General features: G+C 65.9%; 17 protein-coding genes and 1 pseudogene. 7 read left to right on the top strand and 11 right to left on the bottom strand.

Annotated elements, in window-relative coordinates; all coding sequences use genetic code 11:
• The 7 genes from OKW37_RS10310 to OKW37_RS10280 all read right to left on the bottom strand — a co-directional run bounded on the left by OKW37_RS10310 (position 1) and on the right by OKW37_RS10280 (position 8,619).
• Positions 1 to 1,386: a formimidoylglutamate deiminase gene (locus OKW37_RS10310; protein ID WP_429406663.1), complete on the bottom strand. Its 1,386-nt coding sequence runs from the start codon at positions 1,384 to 1,386 to the stop codon at positions 1 to 3.
• 15 nt (positions 1,387 to 1,401) lie between these two features.
• Positions 1,402 to 2,631 carry an imidazolonepropionase gene (gene hutI, locus OKW37_RS10305; RefSeq protein WP_429406665.1) on the bottom strand — a complete coding sequence of 410 codons (1,230 nt, stop codon included), beginning with the start codon at positions 2,629 to 2,631 and terminating at the stop codon, positions 1,402 to 1,404.
• A gap of 84 nt (positions 2,632 to 2,715) precedes the next feature.
• A complete protein-coding gene (locus OKW37_RS10300) occupies positions 2,716 to 3,366 on the bottom strand; it encodes a HutD/Ves family protein (RefSeq protein ID WP_429406667.1) in 651 nt (216 codons plus the stop codon).
• A gap of 8 nt (positions 3,367 to 3,374) precedes the next feature.
• Positions 3,375 to 5,063, bottom strand: coding sequence for a urocanate hydratase (hutU, locus tag OKW37_RS10295; protein WP_429406669.1), 1,689 nt, complete (start codon positions 5,061 to 5,063; stop codon positions 3,375 to 3,377).
• A 61-nt stretch (positions 5,064 to 5,124) separates the two neighbouring features.
• A complete protein-coding gene (gene hutC, locus OKW37_RS10290) occupies positions 5,125 to 5,820 on the bottom strand; it encodes a histidine utilization repressor (protein WP_184062091.1) in 696 nt (231 codons plus the stop codon).
• Positions 5,821 to 5,845: 25 nt separating this feature from the next.
• Positions 5,846 to 7,366, bottom strand: coding sequence for a histidine ammonia-lyase (gene hutH, locus OKW37_RS10285; RefSeq protein ID WP_429406672.1), 1,521 nt, complete (start codon positions 7,364 to 7,366; stop codon positions 5,846 to 5,848).
• Positions 7,367 to 7,695: 329 nt separating this feature from the next.
• On the bottom strand, positions 7,696 to 8,619 hold the full coding sequence (locus OKW37_RS10280) for a LysR family transcriptional regulator (protein ID WP_090803954.1): 924 nt from the start codon (positions 8,617 to 8,619) through the stop codon (positions 7,696 to 7,698).
• Between the two features lie 158 nt (positions 8,620 to 8,777).
• On the opposite strand from OKW37_RS10280, the gene OKW37_RS10275 reads away from it, so the two are divergent.
• Together OKW37_RS10275 and OKW37_RS10270 are read left to right on the top strand one after the other, a co-directional pair.
• The gene (locus OKW37_RS10275) at positions 8,778 to 9,692 is read left to right on the top strand and encodes an NAD-dependent epimerase/dehydratase family protein (RefSeq protein WP_429406674.1); all 915 of its coding nucleotides are present in this window, start codon (positions 8,778 to 8,780) and stop codon (positions 9,690 to 9,692) included.
• Between the two features lie 130 nt (positions 9,693 to 9,822).
• Positions 9,823 to 10,005: a hypothetical protein gene (locus OKW37_RS10270; protein ID WP_018418561.1), complete on the top strand. Its 183-nt coding sequence runs from the start codon at positions 9,823 to 9,825 to the stop codon at positions 10,003 to 10,005.
• A gap of 89 nt (positions 10,006 to 10,094) precedes the next feature.
• On the opposite strand, the gene OKW37_RS10265 is transcribed toward OKW37_RS10270, so the two are convergent.
• Complete coding sequence (locus tag OKW37_RS10265) at positions 10,095 to 10,841, bottom strand: DUF899 domain-containing protein (protein WP_429406676.1); 747 nt, start codon at positions 10,839 to 10,841, stop codon at positions 10,095 to 10,097.
• Positions 10,842 to 10,930: 89 nt separating this feature from the next.
• Entirely contained in the window at positions 10,931 to 12,325 is a 1,395-nt protein-coding gene (locus OKW37_RS10260) for an NCS2 family permease (protein WP_429357173.1), read from the bottom strand.
• A 444-nt stretch (positions 12,326 to 12,769) separates the two neighbouring features.
• Here OKW37_RS10260 and OKW37_RS10255 point away from each other — a divergent pair, with 444 nt between their 5' ends.
• Together OKW37_RS10255 and OKW37_RS10250 are read left to right on the top strand one after the other, a co-directional pair.
• Positions 12,770 to 13,846, top strand: a complete 1,077-nt coding sequence (locus OKW37_RS10255; protein WP_429406678.1) for a PRC-barrel domain-containing protein — start codon at positions 12,770 to 12,772, stop codon at positions 13,844 to 13,846.
• A pseudogene (locus tag OKW37_RS10250) lies at positions 13,843 to 15,091 on the top strand (MFS transporter). Before OKW37_RS10255 ends, OKW37_RS10250 begins: the two are co-directional and overlap by 4 nt.
• Positions 15,092 to 15,195: 104 nt before the next feature.
• On the opposite strand, the gene OKW37_RS10245 reads toward OKW37_RS10250, so the two are convergent.
• Positions 15,196 to 16,335 carry a Gfo/Idh/MocA family protein gene (locus OKW37_RS10245; protein ID WP_429406681.1) on the bottom strand — a complete coding sequence of 380 codons (1,140 nt, stop codon included), beginning with the start codon at positions 16,333 to 16,335 and terminating at the stop codon, positions 15,196 to 15,198.
• A 3-nt stretch (positions 16,336 to 16,338) separates the two neighbouring features.
• Positions 16,339 to 17,106: a sugar phosphate isomerase/epimerase family protein gene (locus tag OKW37_RS10240; RefSeq protein ID WP_184062099.1), complete on the bottom strand. Its 768-nt coding sequence runs from the start codon at positions 17,104 to 17,106 to the stop codon at positions 16,339 to 16,341.
• A 330-nt stretch (positions 17,107 to 17,436) separates the two neighbouring features.
• Between OKW37_RS10240 and OKW37_RS10235 the strand changes: the two genes are divergently transcribed.
• The 3 genes from OKW37_RS10235 to OKW37_RS10225 all read left to right on the top strand — a co-directional run bounded on the left by OKW37_RS10235 (position 17,437) and on the right by OKW37_RS10225 (position 20,415).
• Positions 17,437 to 18,429: a LacI family DNA-binding transcriptional regulator gene (locus OKW37_RS10235; protein ID WP_187631208.1), complete on the top strand. Its 993-nt coding sequence runs from the start codon at positions 17,437 to 17,439 to the stop codon at positions 18,427 to 18,429.
• 605 nt (positions 18,430 to 19,034) lie between these two features.
• Entirely contained in the window at positions 19,035 to 19,415 is a 381-nt protein-coding gene (locus OKW37_RS10230; RefSeq protein ID WP_429406687.1) for a DUF2946 domain-containing protein, read from the top strand.
• A 106-nt stretch (positions 19,416 to 19,521) separates the two neighbouring features.
• Complete coding sequence (locus OKW37_RS10225) at positions 19,522 to 20,415, top strand: hypothetical protein (protein ID WP_429406689.1); 894 nt, start codon at positions 19,522 to 19,524, stop codon at positions 20,413 to 20,415.
• The last annotated feature ends 15 nt before the right edge of the window (positions 20,416 to 20,430 follow it).

Raw genomic sequence — 20,430 nt, 5'->3', positions numbered from 1 at the left:
TTATTTGAGCAGTTCCGCGAGCGCCGCGCGATAGCGCGCATAGGCGCCCTCTTCGTCGCGATGCCGGCGATCGTCGACGACCTTGACGCCGCCCGCGTAGACGTCGCGGATCGGCGTGTCGCCGTGCTCGCAGAATACGACGCCTGACAGCCACGCCTCGCGCTCATGCCCGGCGATGCTCGTATGGTCGGCGTCGAGCACGAGCCAGTCCGCGCGATGGCCCGGCTGCAACGCGCCGACCGCGCGGCCGGTCGCACGCGCGCCGCCGTCGAGCGCGGCCGCGTACAGACGATCCGCGACATGCGGAGCTTGCGCCGACGCCAGCACGTTGCGCTGCCGGCGCGTCAGACGCTGGCCGTATTCGAGCAGACGCAACTCGGCGCGCCAATCGACGCCGACATGGCTATCCGAGCCGACGCCGATGCGGCCGTGCGCGTCGAGATAGTCTTGCGCGGGAAAAATGCCGTCGCCGAGATTGGCCTCGGTGGTCAGACACAAACCCGCGACCGCGCCGCTCTTCGCGAGCGCGAGCGTTTCGTTCGCGTCGACGTGGGTCGCGTGCACGAGACACCAGCGGCTGTCCACATCGAAACGATCGAGCAGCCATTGCACCGGCCGCGTGCCTTCGGTTTCAAGGCACGCGTCGACCTCGGCGGTTTGTTCGGCGATATGGATGTGGACAGGCACGGTTGCGTCGATGCCGCCGAGCAACGCGCGCAGCGACGCCTCCGATACCGCGCGCAGCGAATGCGGCGCCACGCCGTAACGCAGCGCCGCATGTTCGGGGCGCGCGGCGCGTAGCGTGCCGAGCAGATCGAGCAGGCTCTCAGGCGTATTGATGAAGCGCCGCTGATCGTCGCGCGGCGCGCGCGCGCCGAAGCCGCTGTACTGATACAGCACCGGCAGCATCGTGATGCCGATACCGCTCGCCGATGCCGCGTCCACCACGCGTTGCGCAAGCTCGGCCTGATTCGCGTAGCGTTGGCCGTCCTGCGCGTGGTGCACGTAGTGGAACTCGCACACCGACGTATAGCCCGCCTTCAGCATCTCGATGTAGAGCCACTGCGCGACGCTCGCGAGGCCTTCCGGCGTGATGCGCGCGGCAAAGCGATACATCAGGTCGCGCCACGACCAGAAGTTATCCGTCGCATTGGCGCGATATTCGGTGAGCCCCGCCATCGCGCGCTGAAACGCGTGCGAGTGAAGATTCGGCATGCCTGGCATCAGCGGGCCCGCCGCCTTCGGCACACCCGCCGGCGCCTCGGGTTGATCCGTCGTGACCGCGGTCAGCGTGCCCTGAGCGTCCCATTCGAGCAGCACGTTGCGGCGCCAGCCCTCAGGCAGATACGCGTCAGCGGCGAACAGCGATTGATTGGATTGCGTCATCTCTCAGGTTCTAGTTCAGGTCGCACGCGACTCGCGCCGCGTATAAACGGTTTCGCCCGCGCGCACGACGCGCGCGCAGAGCGGCCGGCCAATCCAGTAAGCGAGCTCCGCCAGCGAATCGACCGACCACACCGCGAAGTCGGCCGCGCGACCGACCTGCAGCGCACCGTGCCGATCGCTCTTGCCGAGCGCGCGCGCAGCGTGCGTGGTGACGCCTTGCAGCACCTCGGGCACGGTCATGCGAAACAGCGTGCTCGCCATGTTCATCACCAGCAGTAACGAAGTCGCCGGTGAGGTGCCCGGGTTGCTGTCGGTCGAGATCGCGATCGGCACCTCGTAGCGCCGCAGCAGTTCGAGCGGCGGCAACTGGGTCTCGCGGATGAAGTAGTACGCGCCCGGCAGCAGCACCGCGACGGTGCCCGCTTCCTTCATCGCGGCGACGCCGGCTTCGTCGAGAAACTCCAGGTGATCCGCCGACAGCGCGCGATGCCGTGCCGCGAGCGCGGTGCCGCCGCCGTTCGACAACTGCTCGGCGTGCATCTTGACCGGCAGTTCGTAGCGCGCGGCCGCGTTGAACACGCGCTCGCTCTGTTCCAGCGAAAAACCGATCCGCTCGCAGAACACGTCGACCGCATCGACGAGGCCTTCGTCCGCGAGCGCGGGCAGCATCGTGTTGCAGACTTCATCGATATACGCGTCCGCTCGGCCCGCGAATTCAGGCGGCAACGCGTGCGCGCCGAGAAACGTCGTATAGACCGTGACCGGATAGCGCTCGCCGAGTTGCCGCGCGACGCGCAGCATCTTGCGCTCGCTCGCGAGATCGAGACCGTAGCCCGATTTGATTTCGATCGCCGTCACGCCTTCGGCGAGCAGCGGTTCGAGCCGCGCGGCCGCTTGCGTGAACAGCGACGCTTCGTCCGCGGCGCGCGTCGCGCGCACCGTCGACACGATGCCGCCGCCCTGTCGCGCGATTGCTTCGTAGCTGACGCCCGCGAGCCGCTGCGCGAATTCGTCGGCGCGCTGGCCGCCGTACACGAGGTGCGTATGGCAATCGACCAGGCCCGGCGTCACCCATGTGCCGCGCAGATCTTCGCGCGGCCATGCAGCATAGGGCGTGGGTAAATCGGCGAAAGCGCCGAGCCACGCGATACGGCCGCCGTCGACCGCAATCGCGGCATCGGCGAGCGTGTGGCGAGGATCGCCCTGCGGGCACAAATTCAGGTGATGCCAGACGGTTTGCTTCATCGCGTGCTCTTTGCCGCTCGTTGCGTGTCTGTGGATGGGTTGTCCGTGATGGAGCGCATGTGAGGCCCTATCACGGTTGATTCGTCATCGCGTGTAGCGGATCGTGATCGCGAGCACCGCGCCGTCGCCCGTCAGCGTGCAAGTGAGCGCGTTCGGCCCGTCGACGCGCAGCGTGTCGCCGGTGTCGAGCCGCACGGCTTGCGCGTGGTCCGCCGCCAGTCCGACCGTGACCGCGCCGCCTGCGCAAAACAGCAGCGCCACGTCGCCGTCGAGCACGCGCGGCGCATCCTGCCGCGTGCCAGTGCGCCACACGTCCAACTCGCCCTGCGCCACGTCGCGCCGCACCATCAGGTTGAAGTCGCGCGTCGCGCCGTCGACGAGCCGCGCGTCGATGCGCGGCGCGCCATCGAAGCGCGCGATGTCGAGCGGCTGCCGCAACACATGCGTCGAGGCGACGCCCGCGTCGCCCAGCTCATCGAGCAGCATGCCCGCGCCAGCCAGCAACACCAGCGTCCGGTCAACGCCGTCGAAGCGCGAGAACGGTCCCGCCTGCGCAACGTCGGCGACGCTCACGCGCCACACGAAGTCGGCGCTCGCCGCGCCCTGGCCGCCGCCTGGCGACGGAAATGCCGCGACCTCACGCGTGAGCCCGCCGCCGTTTTTCCACGGCGTCGCCACGAGGTCGGCGCCGCGAATCAGCGTGACGCCTGCCATGCCGCCCGCGTGGTTGGCCATGGTCACGATCAGCGGCCCAGCATCGGCAGATTGAGACCGGCCTCGCGCGCCGTCTGCTGCGCGAGTTCGTAGCCCGCATCCGCGTGACGCATCACGCCGGTGGCCGGATCGTTCAACAGCACGCGGCCGAGGCGCTGGTGCGCGGCTTGCGTGCCGTCCGCGACGATCACGACGCCCGCATGCTGCGAGAAGCCCATGCCGACGCCGCCGCCGTGATGCAACGACACCCACGACGCACCGCCCGCCGTGTTCAGCAGCGCGTTCAGCAACGGCCAGTCGCTGACCGCGTCCGAGCCGTCCTTCATCGATTCGGTTTCGCGGTTCGGGCTCGCGACCGAACCGGTATCGAGGTGATCGCGGCCGATCACGATCGGCGCCTTCAGCTCGCCGTTCCTGACCATTTCGTTGAACGCCTGGCCGAGACGATAGCGATCCTTCACGCCGACCCAGCAGATCCGCGCCGGCAGACCCTGGAACGCGATGCGTTCGCGCGCCATGTCGAGCCAGTTGTGCAGATGCGGATCGTCGGGGATCAGTTCCTTCACCTTCGCATCGGTCTTGTAGATGTCCTCGGGATCGCCCGACAGCGCGACCCAGCGGAACGGGCCCTTGCCTTCGCAGAACAGCGGCCGGATATACGCCGGCACGAAGCCCGGGAAATCGAACGCGTTTTCCACGCCCATTTCGAGCGCCATCTGGCGAATGTTGTTGCCGTAGTCGAGCGTTGCCGCGCCGCGTTCCTGCAGCGTCAGCATCGCCTGCACCTGGCTGGCCATCGACTGCTTGGCCGGCGTGACGATGCTTTCCGGCGCGGTCTTCATGCGCTCGCGCCAGTCTCCGACCGTCCAGCCCTGTGGCAGGTAGCCGTGAATCGGATCGTGCGCGCTCGTCTGGTCGGTCACGCAGTCCGGCGTGATGCCGCGCGCGACGCACTCGGCGAACACGTCGGCGGCATTGCCGAGCAGGCCAACCGAGATCGGCTTGCCGGCGCGCTTCGCTTCGTCGAGCATCGCGAGCGCCTCGTCGAGCGTCTTCGCCTTCTTGTCGACGTAGCGCGTCTTCAGACGGAAGTCGATGCGCGTCTCGTCGCATTCGACCGCGATCATCGAGAAGCCCGCCATCGTCGCCGCGAGCGGCTGCGCGCCGCCCATGCCGCCGAGACCGCCGGTCAGAATCCAGCGGCCCTTCGGGTCACCGTTGAAGTGCTGGTTCGCGACCGCGAAGAAGGTCTCGTAGGTGCCCTGGACGATGCCCTGGCTGCCGATGTAGATCCAGCTGCCCGCGGTCATCTGGCCGTACATCATCAGGCCCTTGCGGTCGAGTTCGTGAAAGTGTTCCCACGTCGCCCAGTGCGGCACGAGGTTCGAGTTCGCGAGCAGCACGCGCGGCGCGTCCGCATGGGTGCGGAACACGCCGACCGGCTTGCCCGACTGAATCAGCAGCGTTTCGTCTTCGTTCAGGTCCTTCAGCGACGCGAGGATCTGATCGAAGCAATCCCAGTTGCGCGCGGCGCGGCCAATGCCGCCGTACACGACGAGCGCGTGCGGGTGTTCGGCGACTTCGGGGTCCAGATTATTCTGGATCATCCGGTACGCGGCTTCCGCGATCCAGGTCTTGCAGGTCTTTTCCGCGCCGCGCGGTGCGCGGATCGTGCGAGTCGGATCGAGACGCGGATCGGCGTGTTTCGGATTGTTCATGGTGTCCCTAATCATGCGTGAAGAGGTTCGATAAAGATTCGGCGAAGACGAAAAAGCGAATTCAGAAATGCCCAGTGAAGCGGTAACGGGTGCCCGGATGCCACAGATTCGCGATCGAGGCGACCTCGCCTTGCGACCATGTGCGCCGGTGCAGCACCAGACACGGCTCGCGTTCACTCATGTTCAACAGCTCGCGCGTGATCTCGTCGGCGGCGAGCGCCTCGATGCGGTACTCGACGCGCTGCAGCGGCGCGACGCGCACGAGGTACTGGTTGGGCGTGGTGTTCGTGAAGTCCTGCAGCGCGTATTCGGGTGCGACGGCCGGATTGACCGAGCGTTCCTCGAGCTGCACCGGCTCCTCGTTTTCGAAATGCAGCAGGCGCGAATGAAACACGGGGCTGCCCGCGCTCACCTGCATCTCTTCGGCGAGCGCCGCATCGGCGATGCTGGCGCCGATGTTCAGCACCCTCGCCTGATAGCGATGACCGCGTGCAACGATTTCGTCGGAGATGCTGCGGATCGCCACCAGGGTCGACTCGTACTTGGGACGCGCGACGAAAGTGCCCGAGCCTTGTACACGTGTCAGCACCTGCTCCGAGGTCAACTCGCGCAACGCGCGGTTGACCGTCATGCGTGCGACGCTGAATTCGCGCGCAAGCTCGTTTTCGGAGGGCACCTGATCGCCTTCGGCCCACTCGCCCGCATGAATGCGCGCGAGGATGAAGTCCTTGATGCCCTGATAAGCGGGTGCGTTCATGGGTGTGATCCGCGCTCTCGACGACTCATTGTTCCGACGCGAACGAGAACGGGCTCAGCTTCGCGACCGCGCCGGCCTGCACGAGCTTGGTGACCGCCGCGATGTCCGGCGCGAAGTAGTGATCGAGCTCGTAGTGCGCGACGTCCTTGCGCACGAGGTCCATCACCTTCTGCAGGCTCGGGCTGGTCTTGTGCGGCGCGCGCAGATCGACACCCTGGGCGGCAGCGAGCAGTTCGATCGACAGGATGTTCGCGGTGTTGTCGGCGATATCGCCGAGCTTGCGCGCGGCGAACGTCGCCATCGACACGTGGTCTTCCTGGTTCGCGGACGTAGGCAGCGAATCGACCGAAGCCGGATGCGCGAGCGTCTTGTTTTCCGACGCGAGCGCGGCGGCCGTCACGTGCGCAATCATGAAGCCGGAGTTCACGCCGCCATCCTTGACGAGGAACGGCGGCAGGCCCGACAGCGTCGCGTCGATCAGCAGTGCGATGCGGCGTTCGGCGAGCGCGCCGATTTCCGCCACGGCGAGCGCCAGGTTGTCGGCCGCGAACGCGACCGGCTCGGCGTGGAAGTTGCCGCCCGACAGCACTTCGCCGGTGTCCGGGAAAATCAGCGGATTGTCGGAGACCGCGTTCGCTTCCATCAGCAGCGTTTCGGCGGCCTGACGCATCTGGTCGAGACACGCACCCATCACCTGCGGCTGGCAGCGCAGGCTGTACGGGTCCTGCACCTTGTCGCAATCGGCGTGCGACACGTTGATCGCCGAACCTTGCAGCAGCGAGCGATAAGCCGCGGCCGCGTCGATCTGGCCTCGATGGCCGCGCAGTTCGTGGATGCGCGCGTCGAACGGCTTGACCGAGCCCATCGCCGCATCCACCGACAGTGCGCCGGCGACGAGCGCCGTGCGGTACAGGTCTTCGATCGCGAACATGTTGTACAGCGCGAGCGCGGTCGAAGCCTGGGTGCCGTTCAGCAGCGCGAGACCCTCCTTCGCCTGCAGCGTCAGCGGCTTCAGACCGACGAGCGCGAGGCCTTCGGTGGCCGGCATGCGCTCGCCCTTCGCGAACACTTCGCCGACGCCGAGCAGGGCCGCCGACATATGCGCGAGCGGCGCGAGGTCGCCCGATGCGCCGACCGAGCCCTTGACCGGGATCACCGGCAGTACGTCGGCGTTGAACAGCGCGATCAGCGCCTCCATCACTTCGCGGCGGATGCCCGAGTGGCCGCGGCCGAGGCTCGACAGCTTCAGCGCGATCAACAGACGCACGACCGGGCGCGACATCGGCTCGCCGACACCGACCGCGTGCGACAGCACCAGATTGCGTTGCAGCAGTTCGAGCTGATCGCGCGGAATGTGCGTGCTGGCGAGGCGGCCGAAGCCGGTATTGATGCCATAAGCCGGCTCGCCCCTGGCGGTGATGTCGGCGACGGCCTGCGCGCACGCGTCGATGGCGGCGTGGCTTGCGGGATCGAGTTGCAGGGTGACCTGCTCACGCGCGATCTGGCGCAGTTGCGGGAGGCTCAGGTAGCCGGGCTTCAGAATCATGGTTGTCGTCCTGTCTATACAAGTTCAATTAAGTCTAGCCGGCGTGCCTTGTATATACAACTTGTTTTTCGAGATTTCGTGCCTGGGGATTTCCATTATTTGGCACGTGGCTCGGCGGGAGCGCGGCGGGTTTGGCGGCAGGTCGCAGGCGGCGGGTGCTGGACGCATGGGCCGGCGTGGCCGCCGTGATTTAGCCCACAGTTGTATATACACCTTCGCGGCGCGGGTCGCCATCTGGCCAAAATTGGGCGCTCTCTCGCTGGCGGGAAGCCGGACACGCCGGCTCCGCCGATATCTGGGTTATAGGACAGAAGGCTCCGCGACGCGGATCAGAGCTTGACCCGCGCCGCGATGAAATCCAGAAAGCACTGCACGCGCCCCGCGAGCGATGCGCTCTGGTAGTACACCGCATGCACCGGCTGCCGTTCATCGACGAGCAGGTTGCCGAGAATCGGCACGAGGCGGTTTTCGCGCACGTCGCCGGCGGTCATGAAGTCGGCCAGACAGGCGACGCCCCAGCCGGACAGCGCCAGTTGCCGCAAGGTTTCGCCGCTCGACGCGGTGATCGACGGTTCGATCTTCAGCAGCGCGGCTTCGTCGCGCTGCCCCTTGGCGCGCTTCGTTCCCCTGCCCCCTTCCCGCAACGGCCAGCGATTCAAATGCTCCGGCGCCGTAAAGCCGATCAGCCGATGCGCGTGCAGCGCGTCGAGCGTGGTCGGCTCGCCGTGCTCGGCCAGATACGCCGGGCTCGCGAGCACGCGCAGCCTGCTCTCGCCGAGCGCGCGCGCATGCAGCGTCGAATCCTGCAGCGCGCCGATGCGAATCGCGATGTCGACCTTCTGTTCGAGCAGATCGACGATCCGCTCGTTGCTGGTCAATTCGAGCCGGATCTCCGGATACAGCGCCGAAAACGCGGTCATATGCGGCGCCACGCAATGCAGCATGAACGGCGACGCCGCATCGACGCGCAAGCGCCCCGACGGCCGTTGCCGCCCGCGCGCGACCGACTCCTCGGCCTCTTCGAGCGCGTCGAGGATCGCGCGGGCGCGCCGCAGGAACGCGTCGCCTTCCTCGGTCAGATGCAGACGCCGCGTCGTGCGCCGCACGAGCGCGGTGTCGAGCTTCTGCTCGAGGCGCGTGAGCGCGCGGCTCACGCCGGAGACGGTCTGCCCCAGCTTCTCGGCCGCCGCGGTAATCGAGCCGCTGTCGATCACGGTGACGAACACCAGCAATTCGTCGGTGGAGGTTTTCATTGTTGATTTCAGATCAAGATTGATTTGAGACTAACACGCTTTTTGCGAGAATCCGCGCGAGCGATACTGCGTGCCTGTCGATCGGAGTTGGCGCTTTAGCGCTTACTCCGATCCCATGCAAGAGATTGCGGTCTTGGCATTTCCCTCAGGAGAACGTCTTGAAGATTTTCGTTACTGGCGCAAGCGGTTTTATCGGCGGCTCGATCGCGGCCCATCTGGCGCGCGCCGGCCATCAGGTGCGCGGGCTGATTCGCAAACCCGAACACAGCGGCGAGTTGCAGCGGCTCGGCATCGAGCCCGTGCTCGGCACGCTCGACGACCGCGCGTTGCTGATCGCCGAAGCGCAAGCGGCCGACGCGGTGATCAACGCCGCGAGCAGCGATCACGAAGGCGCGGTACGCGCGCTGATCGACGGACTCGCCGGTTCGGGCAAGGTGTTCCTGCACACGAGCGGGTCGAGCATCGTCGGCGATGCGTCGGGCGGCGAAGCGGGTGAAGCACGCATCTATCACGAAGACGCGCTGCCCACCCCGACCGCCGACAAGGCCGCGCGCGTCGCGATCGATCAAACGGTGCTCGACGCCGCGCAACGCAACGTGCGCTCGGCCGTGCTGTGCAACACGCTGATTTACGGTCACGGCGCGGTGGCCGGCAGCGCGAGCGTGCAGTTGCCGCGACTCGTGCGCCAGGCGCAGAAAAGCGGCGTCGTGCGTCATGTGGGCAGCGGCGGCAACGTCTGGTCGAACGTGCATATCGACGACGTCGCCGAGCTGTATCGCCTCGCACTCGATAAAACCCCTGCCGGCACGTTCTATTTGGTCGAAAGCGGCGAAGCGTCGTTCCGCGACATGAGCGCCGCGATCGCACGCGCGATGAAGCTCGGCGCGCCGCAGGACTGGCCGCTCGAAGACGCGAAACAGGAATGGGGCTACGAAATGGCCTCGTACGGTCTTGGCTCGAACAGCCGCGTGCGCGGCGAACGCGCGCGCAAACTGCTCGGCTGGCAACCGCGGCGCAGGTCGGTGATCGAATGGATCGAACGCGACATGATGGGGCCGCAAAGCACCGTTTGACGCGGCTTTGCGCGCCGCGCGACGTAAGCTATGTAAGCGCGGTCGTTGCGAATCCGTAAGCTCCTTTCGATAAAATCGCGGGCACCTGACGGTGCGATTCCACCGTCGCGCACACGCCCCGATTCGACCGATGAGCTTCGCGCTGAACTTCGACTGGCTGACTAACCTGATGGCGATTCTGTTCGTCGTCGCGTGTCTGTACGACACGCGTTACGACGAATACGGCGTGCTGACGCTCGCGGCCGCGGCGATGAGCCTCATCGTGATGGCGATGGAAATGTTCCTCAGACCCGCCTTCGAGATGGCGCTGTAGCGAGCTGATGCAGCACAGAGGCGCCGCGCCAGCTAGCGCGGCGCGCGCCCCTCGCCCCCTTCGTCGGCCCGCTTCACCACTTCACCGCTTCACACCGTGTACGATCCGCACGCCGGGCAAGCCGCGCGCGCGTGGTCGTCGTAGCGGTCGTGATGCCTGACCCAGTCGGTCAGACTACTGTTCTCGTTGCGGCCTTTCGGCGCGATGTCCAGAAGCGCGTAGGTGTTCACGAAGCGCTCGTCGCCGCGTGCGTAGCATGAGTACGTGTGATACACGTCGCCGTTTGCGTCCTTGTAGAACACGCTGTGGCCGTGCTGTTCGTCGATGCCGACGTCCTGCTCGGTGAAGTTGTAGAACGCCTTTTTACTCGCCAGTTGCTCCGGCGTGAACGACACGTGGTAGTCGAAATTGAAATCGCTGCCGCTCGACGACACCCACGGAAAGGTCCACCCCATGCGCCGTTTGAACGCGTCGATCTTCTCGAGCGGCGCGTGCGATACCGTCACATAGCTGACGTCGTGATGGACCAGATGCGTGAGAATGCCGCTCATATGGTCCGACAGAAACGAGCAGCCGACGCACCCCTCTTCCCAGTCCGGGCCCAGCATGAAGTGATAAACGATCAGCTGGCTGCGGCCGTCGAACAGCTCCGCGAGCGTCTTGCGGCCTTCCGGCGCATCGAACGTATAAACCTTGTCGACCTTGACCCACGGCAATTCGCGGCGCTTGCGCGCGAGTTCGTCGCCGGCGCGCATATGCGCTTTTTCGTCGGCGAGCAGCGCGCGGCTCGCGGCAAGCCACTCTTCCTGGCTGCCGATGCGATGTTGCGGTTCCATCTGCGTCTCCTTTCCTGCGGATGCAGGGCTTGACCTCAAGCTTAAGGTTTAGAGACGCTGACGCGAAAGTCAAGGAGCCGCAACGAAACTCAGATCGCCCAGCCGCCGACATAAAACCCGACCAGCACGACTGCGATCGCCACGGTCCCGACATTGAGCTTGCGATACTCGCCGCTGACGACGCGTCCGATCACGAGCGTCGCGAAGCCGAGCATGATGCCGGTCACGATGTTCGCGGTCAGCACGATGAACACCGCGCACACGAGCCCCGCCATCGCGTCGACCATGTCGTCCATATGCAGCTTGCTGACGTTCGACAGCATCAGCAGCCCCACGTACATCAGCGCGGGCGCGGTCGCATACGAAGGCACCAGCGCGGCGAGCGGCGAGAAGAACATCACGACGAGAAACAGCAGACCGACGACCGCCGCCGCCATCCCCGTCTTCGCGCCCGCCGCGACGCCGACCGTCGACTCGATATACGCGGCCGCCGGCGCGCCGCCGAGCAGGCCCGAGAAGATCGAGCTCAGCGAATCGGCGGTCAGCGCGCGGCCGCCGTTGATGATGCGGCCGTTTTCGTCGAGCTGCCCCGCCTGGCCCGCGACCGCGCGGATCGTGCCGGTCGCGTCGAACACGGCGGTCATCACGAGCGCGAGCACGCTCGGCAGCACCGCCATCGACAGCGCGCCCTTCACGTCCATCGCGCCGATCAGCGACGCATGCCCCGGCGCGCTCAACGACGGCACCGCGAAGATGCCGTGAAACGCCACGGCCGGATCGATCGCGAGCCCGATCGCCGAGATCGCGACGATCACGATCAGGATCGAGCCCGGCACGCGCCGCCGCACGAGCCCGACGATCGCGGCGAGTCCGGCGACCGACATCAGCGCCGGCAACGCCGCAATATTGCCGAGCGACACCGGCAGCCCCGCGCCCGGATTCTTGACCACGAGCCCGACGTCGTTCGCGGCGATCAGCAGCAGGAACAGGCCGATGCCGATCCCGGTGCCGTGCGCGATGCCGACAGGCAGGTTGCGCAAAATCCACGAGCGCACGCCGGTCACCGAAATCGTCGTGAACACGACGCCCATCAGGAACACCGCGCCGAGCGCAACGGTTGGATGCAGGCCCTTGCCGAGCACGAGGCCGAACGCGGTGAACGCGGTGAGCGAGATCGCGCAGCCGATCGCGATCGGCAGACGCGCCCACACGCCCATCAGCAGCGAGCCGAACGCCGTGGTCAGACACACGGCGACGAACACCGCGCTGGTATCGAAGCCTGCCTTGCCGAACATGCCGGGCACGACGAACACGGAGTAGACCATCGCGAGGAAGGTCGTGATGCCCGCGACGATCTCCTGGCGCTGCGTGCTGCCGCGCGCGGAAATGTCGAAGTAGCGGTCGAGAAAGCCCTTACCGCGGAATGATTCGGTGTCGAAGGATTCGCTCGCGACGTCGGAATTCGCGAGGGCCTGGGGTTCCATCATGATGAGTGCCTCCTTTATCAGCGCGCTGAAACGGCCGCTAAAGCGGCCGTCATCAGGTTCGTCTCGTGGATTGGTTGGTGTGGGTAACGCTTTTCTGAGTCGAAATGTAGGTGAAGCGAACTATGTGTCCAATCGCATGAATGGCATGCCGGACATGTCGCGCGACTTATATCTTTTGCGCGACGGTCGCTCGCGCGAGCGCTGCGCGCGTATACACCTACGGCATACGGGCAGCCGCGAAACGCGCCGAACCCACCCCGGCGATCGCGTTCCAGGCACGCGGCGTGCAGCGCCATACCGCCAGCGCATCGGCGAAACCGCCTGCAACGCAACCGGCGAAAGGCTGCCCGCGCGGCAGCGCAGGTTAAACTCTGGGCCGTATCCCATCCAACCGCGGCGGCTCATCGCGCCGGTCCGCACCTGCCCGTGGAGTTTTTCCTGATGACTGGCGGTTTTCCGCGCCCCGCCGGGCGCCTGCCGATTGTCCCGTTTGGACCGCTTGGATCGCTTCGCCCGCTCGATTCGCCTGATTCGCCTGATTCGCTCGATGTGCTTCGACTGTTCCGCTGGCTGTGCACCGTGGCCGCGCTGTTCGCGTTCGCCGCGCTGTCCGGCTGTAGCAGCCTGCTGTGGGGTACGCAGCAGGCGCCGATCGTCGATGCGACGGTGATGCCGGTCGAGCCGGCAAGCGCGCCGCTCGCCGCGTCCGCGCCCGAGCCGGTCGAGAGCGAGGCGAACGAGGGGCCCGAGGAGCCGAAGAAACCGAAGAAGCCGGTCGTGAAGCCGCACAAGGTCGAACCGCCGCCGCCCGTTGTCGTGCCGGCTCCGCCGCCTCCCCCGCCGCCGCCGCCGCTGATCGTGCTGCGCACGATCGAGCGCAGCGACGCGCGCGCGCTGCTCGACAGCCAGGTGCAGAAGCCCGACGGCAAGGTGGTCGGCCGCGCGGTCGACATGATCGCCGACGCAGCCGGCAAGCCGCGCGAGATGGTCGTCAATCTGCAGGGCTTCCTCGGCGTCGGCGACCGCAAGGTGAACTTCCCGTGGGGCGCGTTCCACTTCACGCCGACCGCGAAGGGGGCGCCGATCACGCTGAACCCGACGGCCGTGCCGAGCACCGCGAACAAATCGAACCCGCTGGAACTGCCGCTGCTCGATGCGACCGTCGAGCGCGCGAACGGCGCCAAGGTGGGCCGTGTGGTCGACGTGCTGATCGACGGCAACGCGCAGCCGCAGGCGATCGTCCTCGACGTCGGCGGCATGGTCAGCCCCGACCGGCGCACGATCGCCGCGAACTGGTCGGCGCTGCGCTTCGTCACGCGCGACAAGGAACTGCATCCGCAGATCGATCTGAGCGACGCGCAGATCAACGCGACGCCGCTCTACGCGAGCGACAAGCCGATTCGCGCGGTGTCGCCGGCGCCGCCCGCGCAGCCTGCCGCCAGCGCCGCGCCGGCGGCCTCGGCGCCGCCGGCCGCGTCGTCGGCCGTCGCGGTTTCCAACGCACGGGCGGTCCGATGACGGTCCGTACTATGGTCACGGCGCGAAGTCTGCGCGCGCTCGATTGGCTCAACTTCTTCGTCGCCAACGTGCAGACGGGCTTCGGGCCGTTCATCGCGTCCTACCTCGCATCGCACAAGTGGACCCAGGGCGAGATCGGCATGGTGCTGTCGGTCGGCACGATCAGCGCGATGGTCAGCCAGGTGCCCGGCGGCGCCGCGGTCGACGCGTTGCGCAACAAGAAGGCGGCGGCCGCGTGGGCGATCGGCGCGATCATCCTCAGCGCGATGCTGCTCGCGATCAGCCCGACCGTGCTGCCGGTGATCGCCGCCGAGGTGTTCCACGGCTTCGCGAGCTGCATGCTGACGCCGGCACTCGCGGCGATCTCGTTCGCGCTGGTGGGTCGCGCGAATCTCGGCGACCGGCTCGGCCGCAATGCGCGCTGGGCATCGATCGGCAGCGCGGTCGCGGCCGGTCTGATGGGACTGTTCGGCGAGTACTACTCGCCGCGCGCGGTGTTCGTCCTGACCGCGGGCCTCGCGGTTCCCGCGCTGATCGCGCTCGCGATGATCCAGCGCACCGACACGATCGAGCTGCCGCAAGCGGCGCCCACCCCCGAGCAGCTCGAGCGGCGCGAAAGCCTGCGCGAGCTGCTGCGCGACAAGCGCATGCTGCTGTTCGCCGCCTGCATCGTGCTGTTCCATCTGTCGAACGCGGCGATGCTGAACCTGGCCGCCGGCGAAGTGACGGCCGGCATGGGAGACAACGTGCAGCTCGTGATCGCGGCATGCATCATCGTGCCGCAGGCGATCGTCGCGATGATGTCGCCGTGGGTCGGGCGCTCGGCCGAACGCTGGGGCCGCCGGCCGATTCTGCTGCTCGGCTTCTCCGCGTTGCCGATCCGCGCGCTGCTGTTCGCGGGCATCAGCAGCCCCTATCTGCTCGTGCCGGTGCAGATGCTCGACGGCTTGAGCGCCGCGGTGTTCGGCGTGATGCTGCCGCTGATCGCCGCCGACGTCGCCGGCGACAAGGGCCGCTACAACCTGTGTATCGGCCTGTTCGGGCTCGCGGCCGGCATCGGCGCGACGTTGAGCACGACGGCGGCGGGCTTCGTCGCCGATCGTTTCGGGCAACACGGTGAGCTTCTTCTGCCTCGCGGCGGCCGGTGCGCTCGCGGTGCTGCTGGTGTGGGCGGCGATGCCCGAGACGCGCGACGCGGCGACGGCCAGCAACGGCGACGGCGCGGCTGTGCCCGGTCGTGGATAGTCGGCGGCGAGGTGAGTCGCGCGAGCTGTATGAGCCGGGGCGTGATCTGATGGTCGCAGTCGGATCACGTCGCAACGGCTTGATCACTCTGGAAGTCAGGTGAGTCAGTCGGCGAGAAGCACCTCTTCGCCTCGACCCAATGGCACGACGACGGGTCGCTGCACGACGGTCTCGATATCGATGTGCCGCCCCTCGCGCGACGAGCGTTCGAAGGCATCCAGCACCTCCAGCACGTGTAACGCCAGTTCGCCGCTCGCGCGATGCGGCCGACCTCGACGCAACGCCATGGCCATGTCCAGCACGCCCACAGCGCGGTAATTGGCCACCCGCGCACCACTCCTCAACGTGAAGTTGTCGACGCCAAAAGCATGGACCTGTGTGTCGAGCGGCTTAAAGCCGCTATCACGTTCAGCCACGCGCGGACTCCCGCCAAAGAAATTGGGATCGACGCCCAACAGGCTACCTTCCGTGCCATAGATCTCGATAGGCGCACGCTGATGGGCCCACACGTCCCAGGAGGCGCTCATCACAACGTTGGCCCCACCCTCAAAATGCAGGATACCGTTGACCGTGGTGGGCACCTCGACCTCGATGACCTGGCCCCTCAGCGGCTCACTGGAGACGATGCGCTGGGGAAAACCGATGGTGGCGCAAGCAGACACGCGTGCCACCGGCCCAAGCAGGTTGACCAACTGCGTCACGTAATACGGGCCCATGTCGTGAATCGGGCCGCCGCCAGGCTTGAAAAAAAACTCAGGATTGGGATGCCAGGACTCCATGCCGCGGGACAACACGGCCACGGCCCCGCCAATGGCACGCCCAATGCGGCCCGCATCGAGCGCCGCGCGGCACGCCTGATGGGCCGCGCCGAAGAAGGTGTCCGGCGCGCAGCCCACGCGTAATCCCGAAGCCTCGGCTCGCGCCAGCATCGCGCGTGCGGACGCGAACTCGGTACCCAGGGGCTTTTCGAGGTAGACGTGCTTGCCCGCCTCCAGAATCTGCAGGCTTACCGGCACATGCGCGTGCGGCACCGTAAGGTTGATGACGAGTTCGATGTCGGGGTCGGCCAGCAGCGCAGCCACCGTCATCGCGGCAACGCCGTGCTGCGCGGCCTTGGCTCGGGCGGCCTCCGGACGCAAGTCGGCGCAAGCCTTGATGCGGACGAATTCCGAATTCGCCGCGCCGGTGAAATAGGCATCGCTGATGTTGCCGCAACCGATGATGCCGACGAAGACAGGTTTCATGGATCAGGCTCCGAGCTGGTGCAGATAGGCAAAGGCATTGCGGGCGAAGCGTTCGCCGTCGCTGGGATTGTCGTGCTCGGCGGCGAGGAAACGCGCCCCCGCTTCGCGGCAGGCGGCGGCCAGCGTGGGCCAATCCATGACGCCGTGACCGACGTCGGCCCAGCCGTCCTCGTCCAGTTTTTCACCCGCGGGCGCGAGGTCTTTCGCATGGGCCGAGACCACGCGGCCCGTATAACGACGAAGCCATGGCAGAGGATCGGCGCCGCCGCGCACGAGCCAGGCTACATCCACTTGCCAGCCGAGCGGGCTTGCCCCGGCGGACTCGAACAGCAGTTCCAGCGCCGTTGCGCCGTTCTCCTTGGCGCTGAGTTCCCAATCATGGTTGTGGTAAGCGAGGGCGATGCCCTGAGCGGCTAGCCGATGGGCGAGGCTGCCCAACTCGTTGCCGAGCGCCCGCCAGTATGCGGCGTCACTGTCGCGCTCGGCGGGCGGCACCGCGGGCATGACCAACTGGGTGATACCGAGGGTCTCGCACGCCGCGCTCACTTCGTGCAAACGCTCACGCAGCATGGCCATGCTGAGGTGGCTGGAGGAGGCGCTCAGGCCGCGCGCCTGAAGCTTGTTCCGGGTGTCGGCCGCATTTTCGAGCAAGGACCCGATCAGCTCCACCTGGCGAAATCCGGCCTGGGCGGCAATGTCGAACTGCCGGTCGAGTTCGCCCGCATTACGCAGACTGTAAATCTGGATGGAAATGGGCAAGGCTTGATTCATGGTTGTCAATCCAAAGAGTCAAGGTGGATGCGGCACGGATGGCCTACGGAGCTGGGCGCAAGTCAAAAGGTAAGCGCTTTCCCATTTACCTGGAACAGGGGCTTTACCCTATGCAGCAGGGACCGGCACAAACAGGAGTACGCGAGAAGCTTCGGATAAGCGGATTGCATAATGCTGCGGTTTGCAGCAACACCATGGATTCCCGCAAGCCGAGTCTGAATCCCGCTCAGTTTCGAGGTTCGATGACGCATGAGGGGAAAACCTTTTCCCGTGATGCTAAAATTGTTACCTTCCTGCTGGCGACAAACGCGCCGCTGCCTGAACGAACCAATGCGAAGCAAACCCTCCATCGAAGCCGTTGCCCGCGAGGCTGGCGTTTCCATTGCCACGGTGTCGCGTGTGCTCAACGGGACGAAGGCCGTGACGGCGGCCACGCGTGAGCGGGTCGAGGCAGCCGTACGGGCACTGAACTACCGGGCCAATCCGTTCGGCCGCAGCCTGAGTACCGGTCAGAGTCGCATTCTGCTGATGCTCATGCCGGATTTCGCCAACCCCTACTACGCCGAGATCGTGCGCGGGGCCGGCGCGGTCAGTCGCCAGGCCGGTTACACGCTGCTTCCGGCGGACCTGGAAGCCTGGACCGGCACGGCGGACGCCTCGCTGCCGACGCTGGCCGGCAGTCTGAGCGACGGCGTCATCAATCTCGTGCCCATGTCCGACCCGGCAGCCCGGCGCGAGGCGGCGAACGGCAAGCCATGGGTCAATTGCTCGGAATTCTTGCCCGGTAGTGACGTGCCTTATGTCAGCATCGACCACCGCCAGGCCGGTACGGATGCCGTGCAGTACCTCATCAACAAGGGCCACCGGCGCATCGGCTTCATCACCAGCGACGAGCGCTTCCTGTATGCGCGTCAGCGCCGCGAGGGCTATCACGCGGCACTACTGCGCGCCGGTCTCGCGCCTGCGCCCGAGCTTGTCTGCGTTACTGGCGACAATAGTTACGCCGCCGGAAGCCAGGCGGCGGCAAAGCTGCTGGCGGTGGTGGATCCACCGAGCGCCGTGTTCGCCGTGTCGGACACGTTGGCCATCGGCGCGATCAAGGGCTTTAGCAAAGCCGGCCGGCGGGTGCCGCACGACGTGGCGGTAATGGGCTTCGACGACGTGCCCATCGCTGGCATCTTCGAGCCGGGGCTGACGACCGTGGCCCAGCCCATGGTCGAGCTGGGCGCCGCGGCGGCCGAAATGCTGCTGGCGCTGCTCGACGGCCAACGCCCAGCGTCGCGCATCCTGCAGCATCAGTTGGTGCTGCGGGAGTCGGTTTGAGCGGTCGATCGGGAGAAGTAGAGATCTGCTTCGCCCACCGAGGTGGTTTGTAGCTGGCTCAGTTTTGGTGAGGCTGCCGACGCCGATGCATGTCGGCCACCTTGCTCCCACGGCTCATGAAATCGTTCGTTGAAGCTTTCGTGGTCGCCGTGGTTGGCGCCATCGCTGTGGCGGTTTTTGCTCAGTCGAGCCAGCCGAAGACCCATCAGCAAATAGCAGGTGCGGGCGCACGCGAGCGAATGGCTGGAGATGGGCCGGCTACCACCCGATGCGCTCGGCTGTTGTCGACCCCAAAGAGACCTTCGACTTTGGGGCTGACAGCCGTCCGTTGCCAAGCGGGGTCCGGTCATTCAGGAAACCGGTTCCGCGCACTAGCGATAACTCGGTAACCGAGAGCCGCGCCGGCCTGTGCGTGGTTCCAGTCCAGAAGCACGACACCGATCGCAAGAGCCTTTGGACCCAAGCGCCTCAACCAAGGCTACATCTGCGTACCTGGGGTCGCCGTGTCTGACGCGGCAAGCTGTCATAGGTCGATGCCTGCAAGTAACACATGGCATAATGCGCCGCATTCACCTTCACCAGACCAATATCGAACCGTCGGCCTTATGCTGAGCTGCTTCTTCCGGAAATTGGGCTCCTATCTGGGATTGCTGGCAATCCTGATGGCAACGCTCGCGCCGACGGTTTCGCAGGCACTGGCTGACCGCAATGAGGCTGGGCTTCCTTCAGCCTCGCTCTGCTCCGCACATTCGACTCCAGGCAATCCGCCGGGCAACGAGGACACCTCCCACTCGCTGGCCGCTCACTGGCATGCTTGCGGCTACTGCAACCTGATTGCGCACATGCCCGTGCTGCCGAGCGTCCAGCCTGAATTTGCGGTCACGGTCTGGGCCATCCAGCATCGCATTGCGACGCGGTTCGAGAGCATCCGTCGCGTCGAACCGCTGGTATCCGCCCAGCCGCGCGCGCCCCCCGTTTCATCCTGAATTGAGCCCTGATGGCGATGCCGTGCACGAACGCATCGCCAGGCGTCGTCGTGTCTCTTCACAGACTCGCGGCCGCGCAATGACGACCTCAATCAATGGATGAAACATGCATGCCAATACCTTGCGCCATGGCAAACCCTTCTTCGCCACGGCATCGATCTCGTTCGCCGCAACTGCGCTCCTGCTCGCCTCATCGCCAGCCGCTGCCCATGCCATCGCGGGCGACCGCGTCTTTCCGTCAACGTTGGCTGTCGATGATCCAGGTGTCGGCGATGAAGCTAACTTCGAATACGGGCATCAGCGTGTTCCTGGAGACAACGGCGATCAAAGCATCAATACGTTCAGCTTCGAGTACGACAAGCTGATCACGTCAAGGCTTGCCCTGTCCGTCGACGGCGCTTACGTGATGCAGAACAATCCGACTGCGCACGGGTTCGATAACTTTGGAGTCGGCCTGAAGTATCTGCTGTATGTGAACGCCCCGCACGAATTCATGACTTCAGTCGGGGTGCATGCGGAATTGGGTGGAACCGGCAGCCACGCGATTGCGGACAGCTTTTCGACCATCTCGCCGACGATCTACGTGGGCAAGGGTATGGGCGATCTGCCCGACTCACTGGCCTATCTCCGACCCGTTGCCATTACCGCCGAAGCTGGGCCTTCGTTGACCACCGGGGCCGGTCAGCCCAATTCTTTCGACTACGGTTTCACGGTCCAGTACAGCCTGCCCTATCTGCAGCAGCAGGTGCATGATTTCGGCTTGCCGCAGCCGCTCTCGAACATTGTTCCCATCGTCGAGTTTCCGCTATCGAGAAGTCAGGGCCAAACCACTGGGACAATCAATCCAGGGTTCATCTGGATCAACCGCTATGGCCAGTTCGGTGTCGAAGCCCAGATACCAATCAACAGCGCGAGCGGTTCGCATGTGGGCATCCTGGTACAGGCCCATCTTTTCTTCGACGATATTGCGCCGAAAACGCTCGGCAAGCCGCTGTTCTAACGTGTAAGGAGTCCT

It is taken from the genome of Paraburkholderia sp. MM5482-R2 (genome assembly GCF_050436125.1).
In the GTDB taxonomy this organism is placed as follows: Bacteria; Pseudomonadota; Gammaproteobacteria; order Burkholderiales; family Burkholderiaceae; genus Paraburkholderia; species Paraburkholderia tuberum.
Note: the sequence above shows the minus strand (reverse complement) of the source record. Positions and strands in the feature narration are given on the sequence as shown.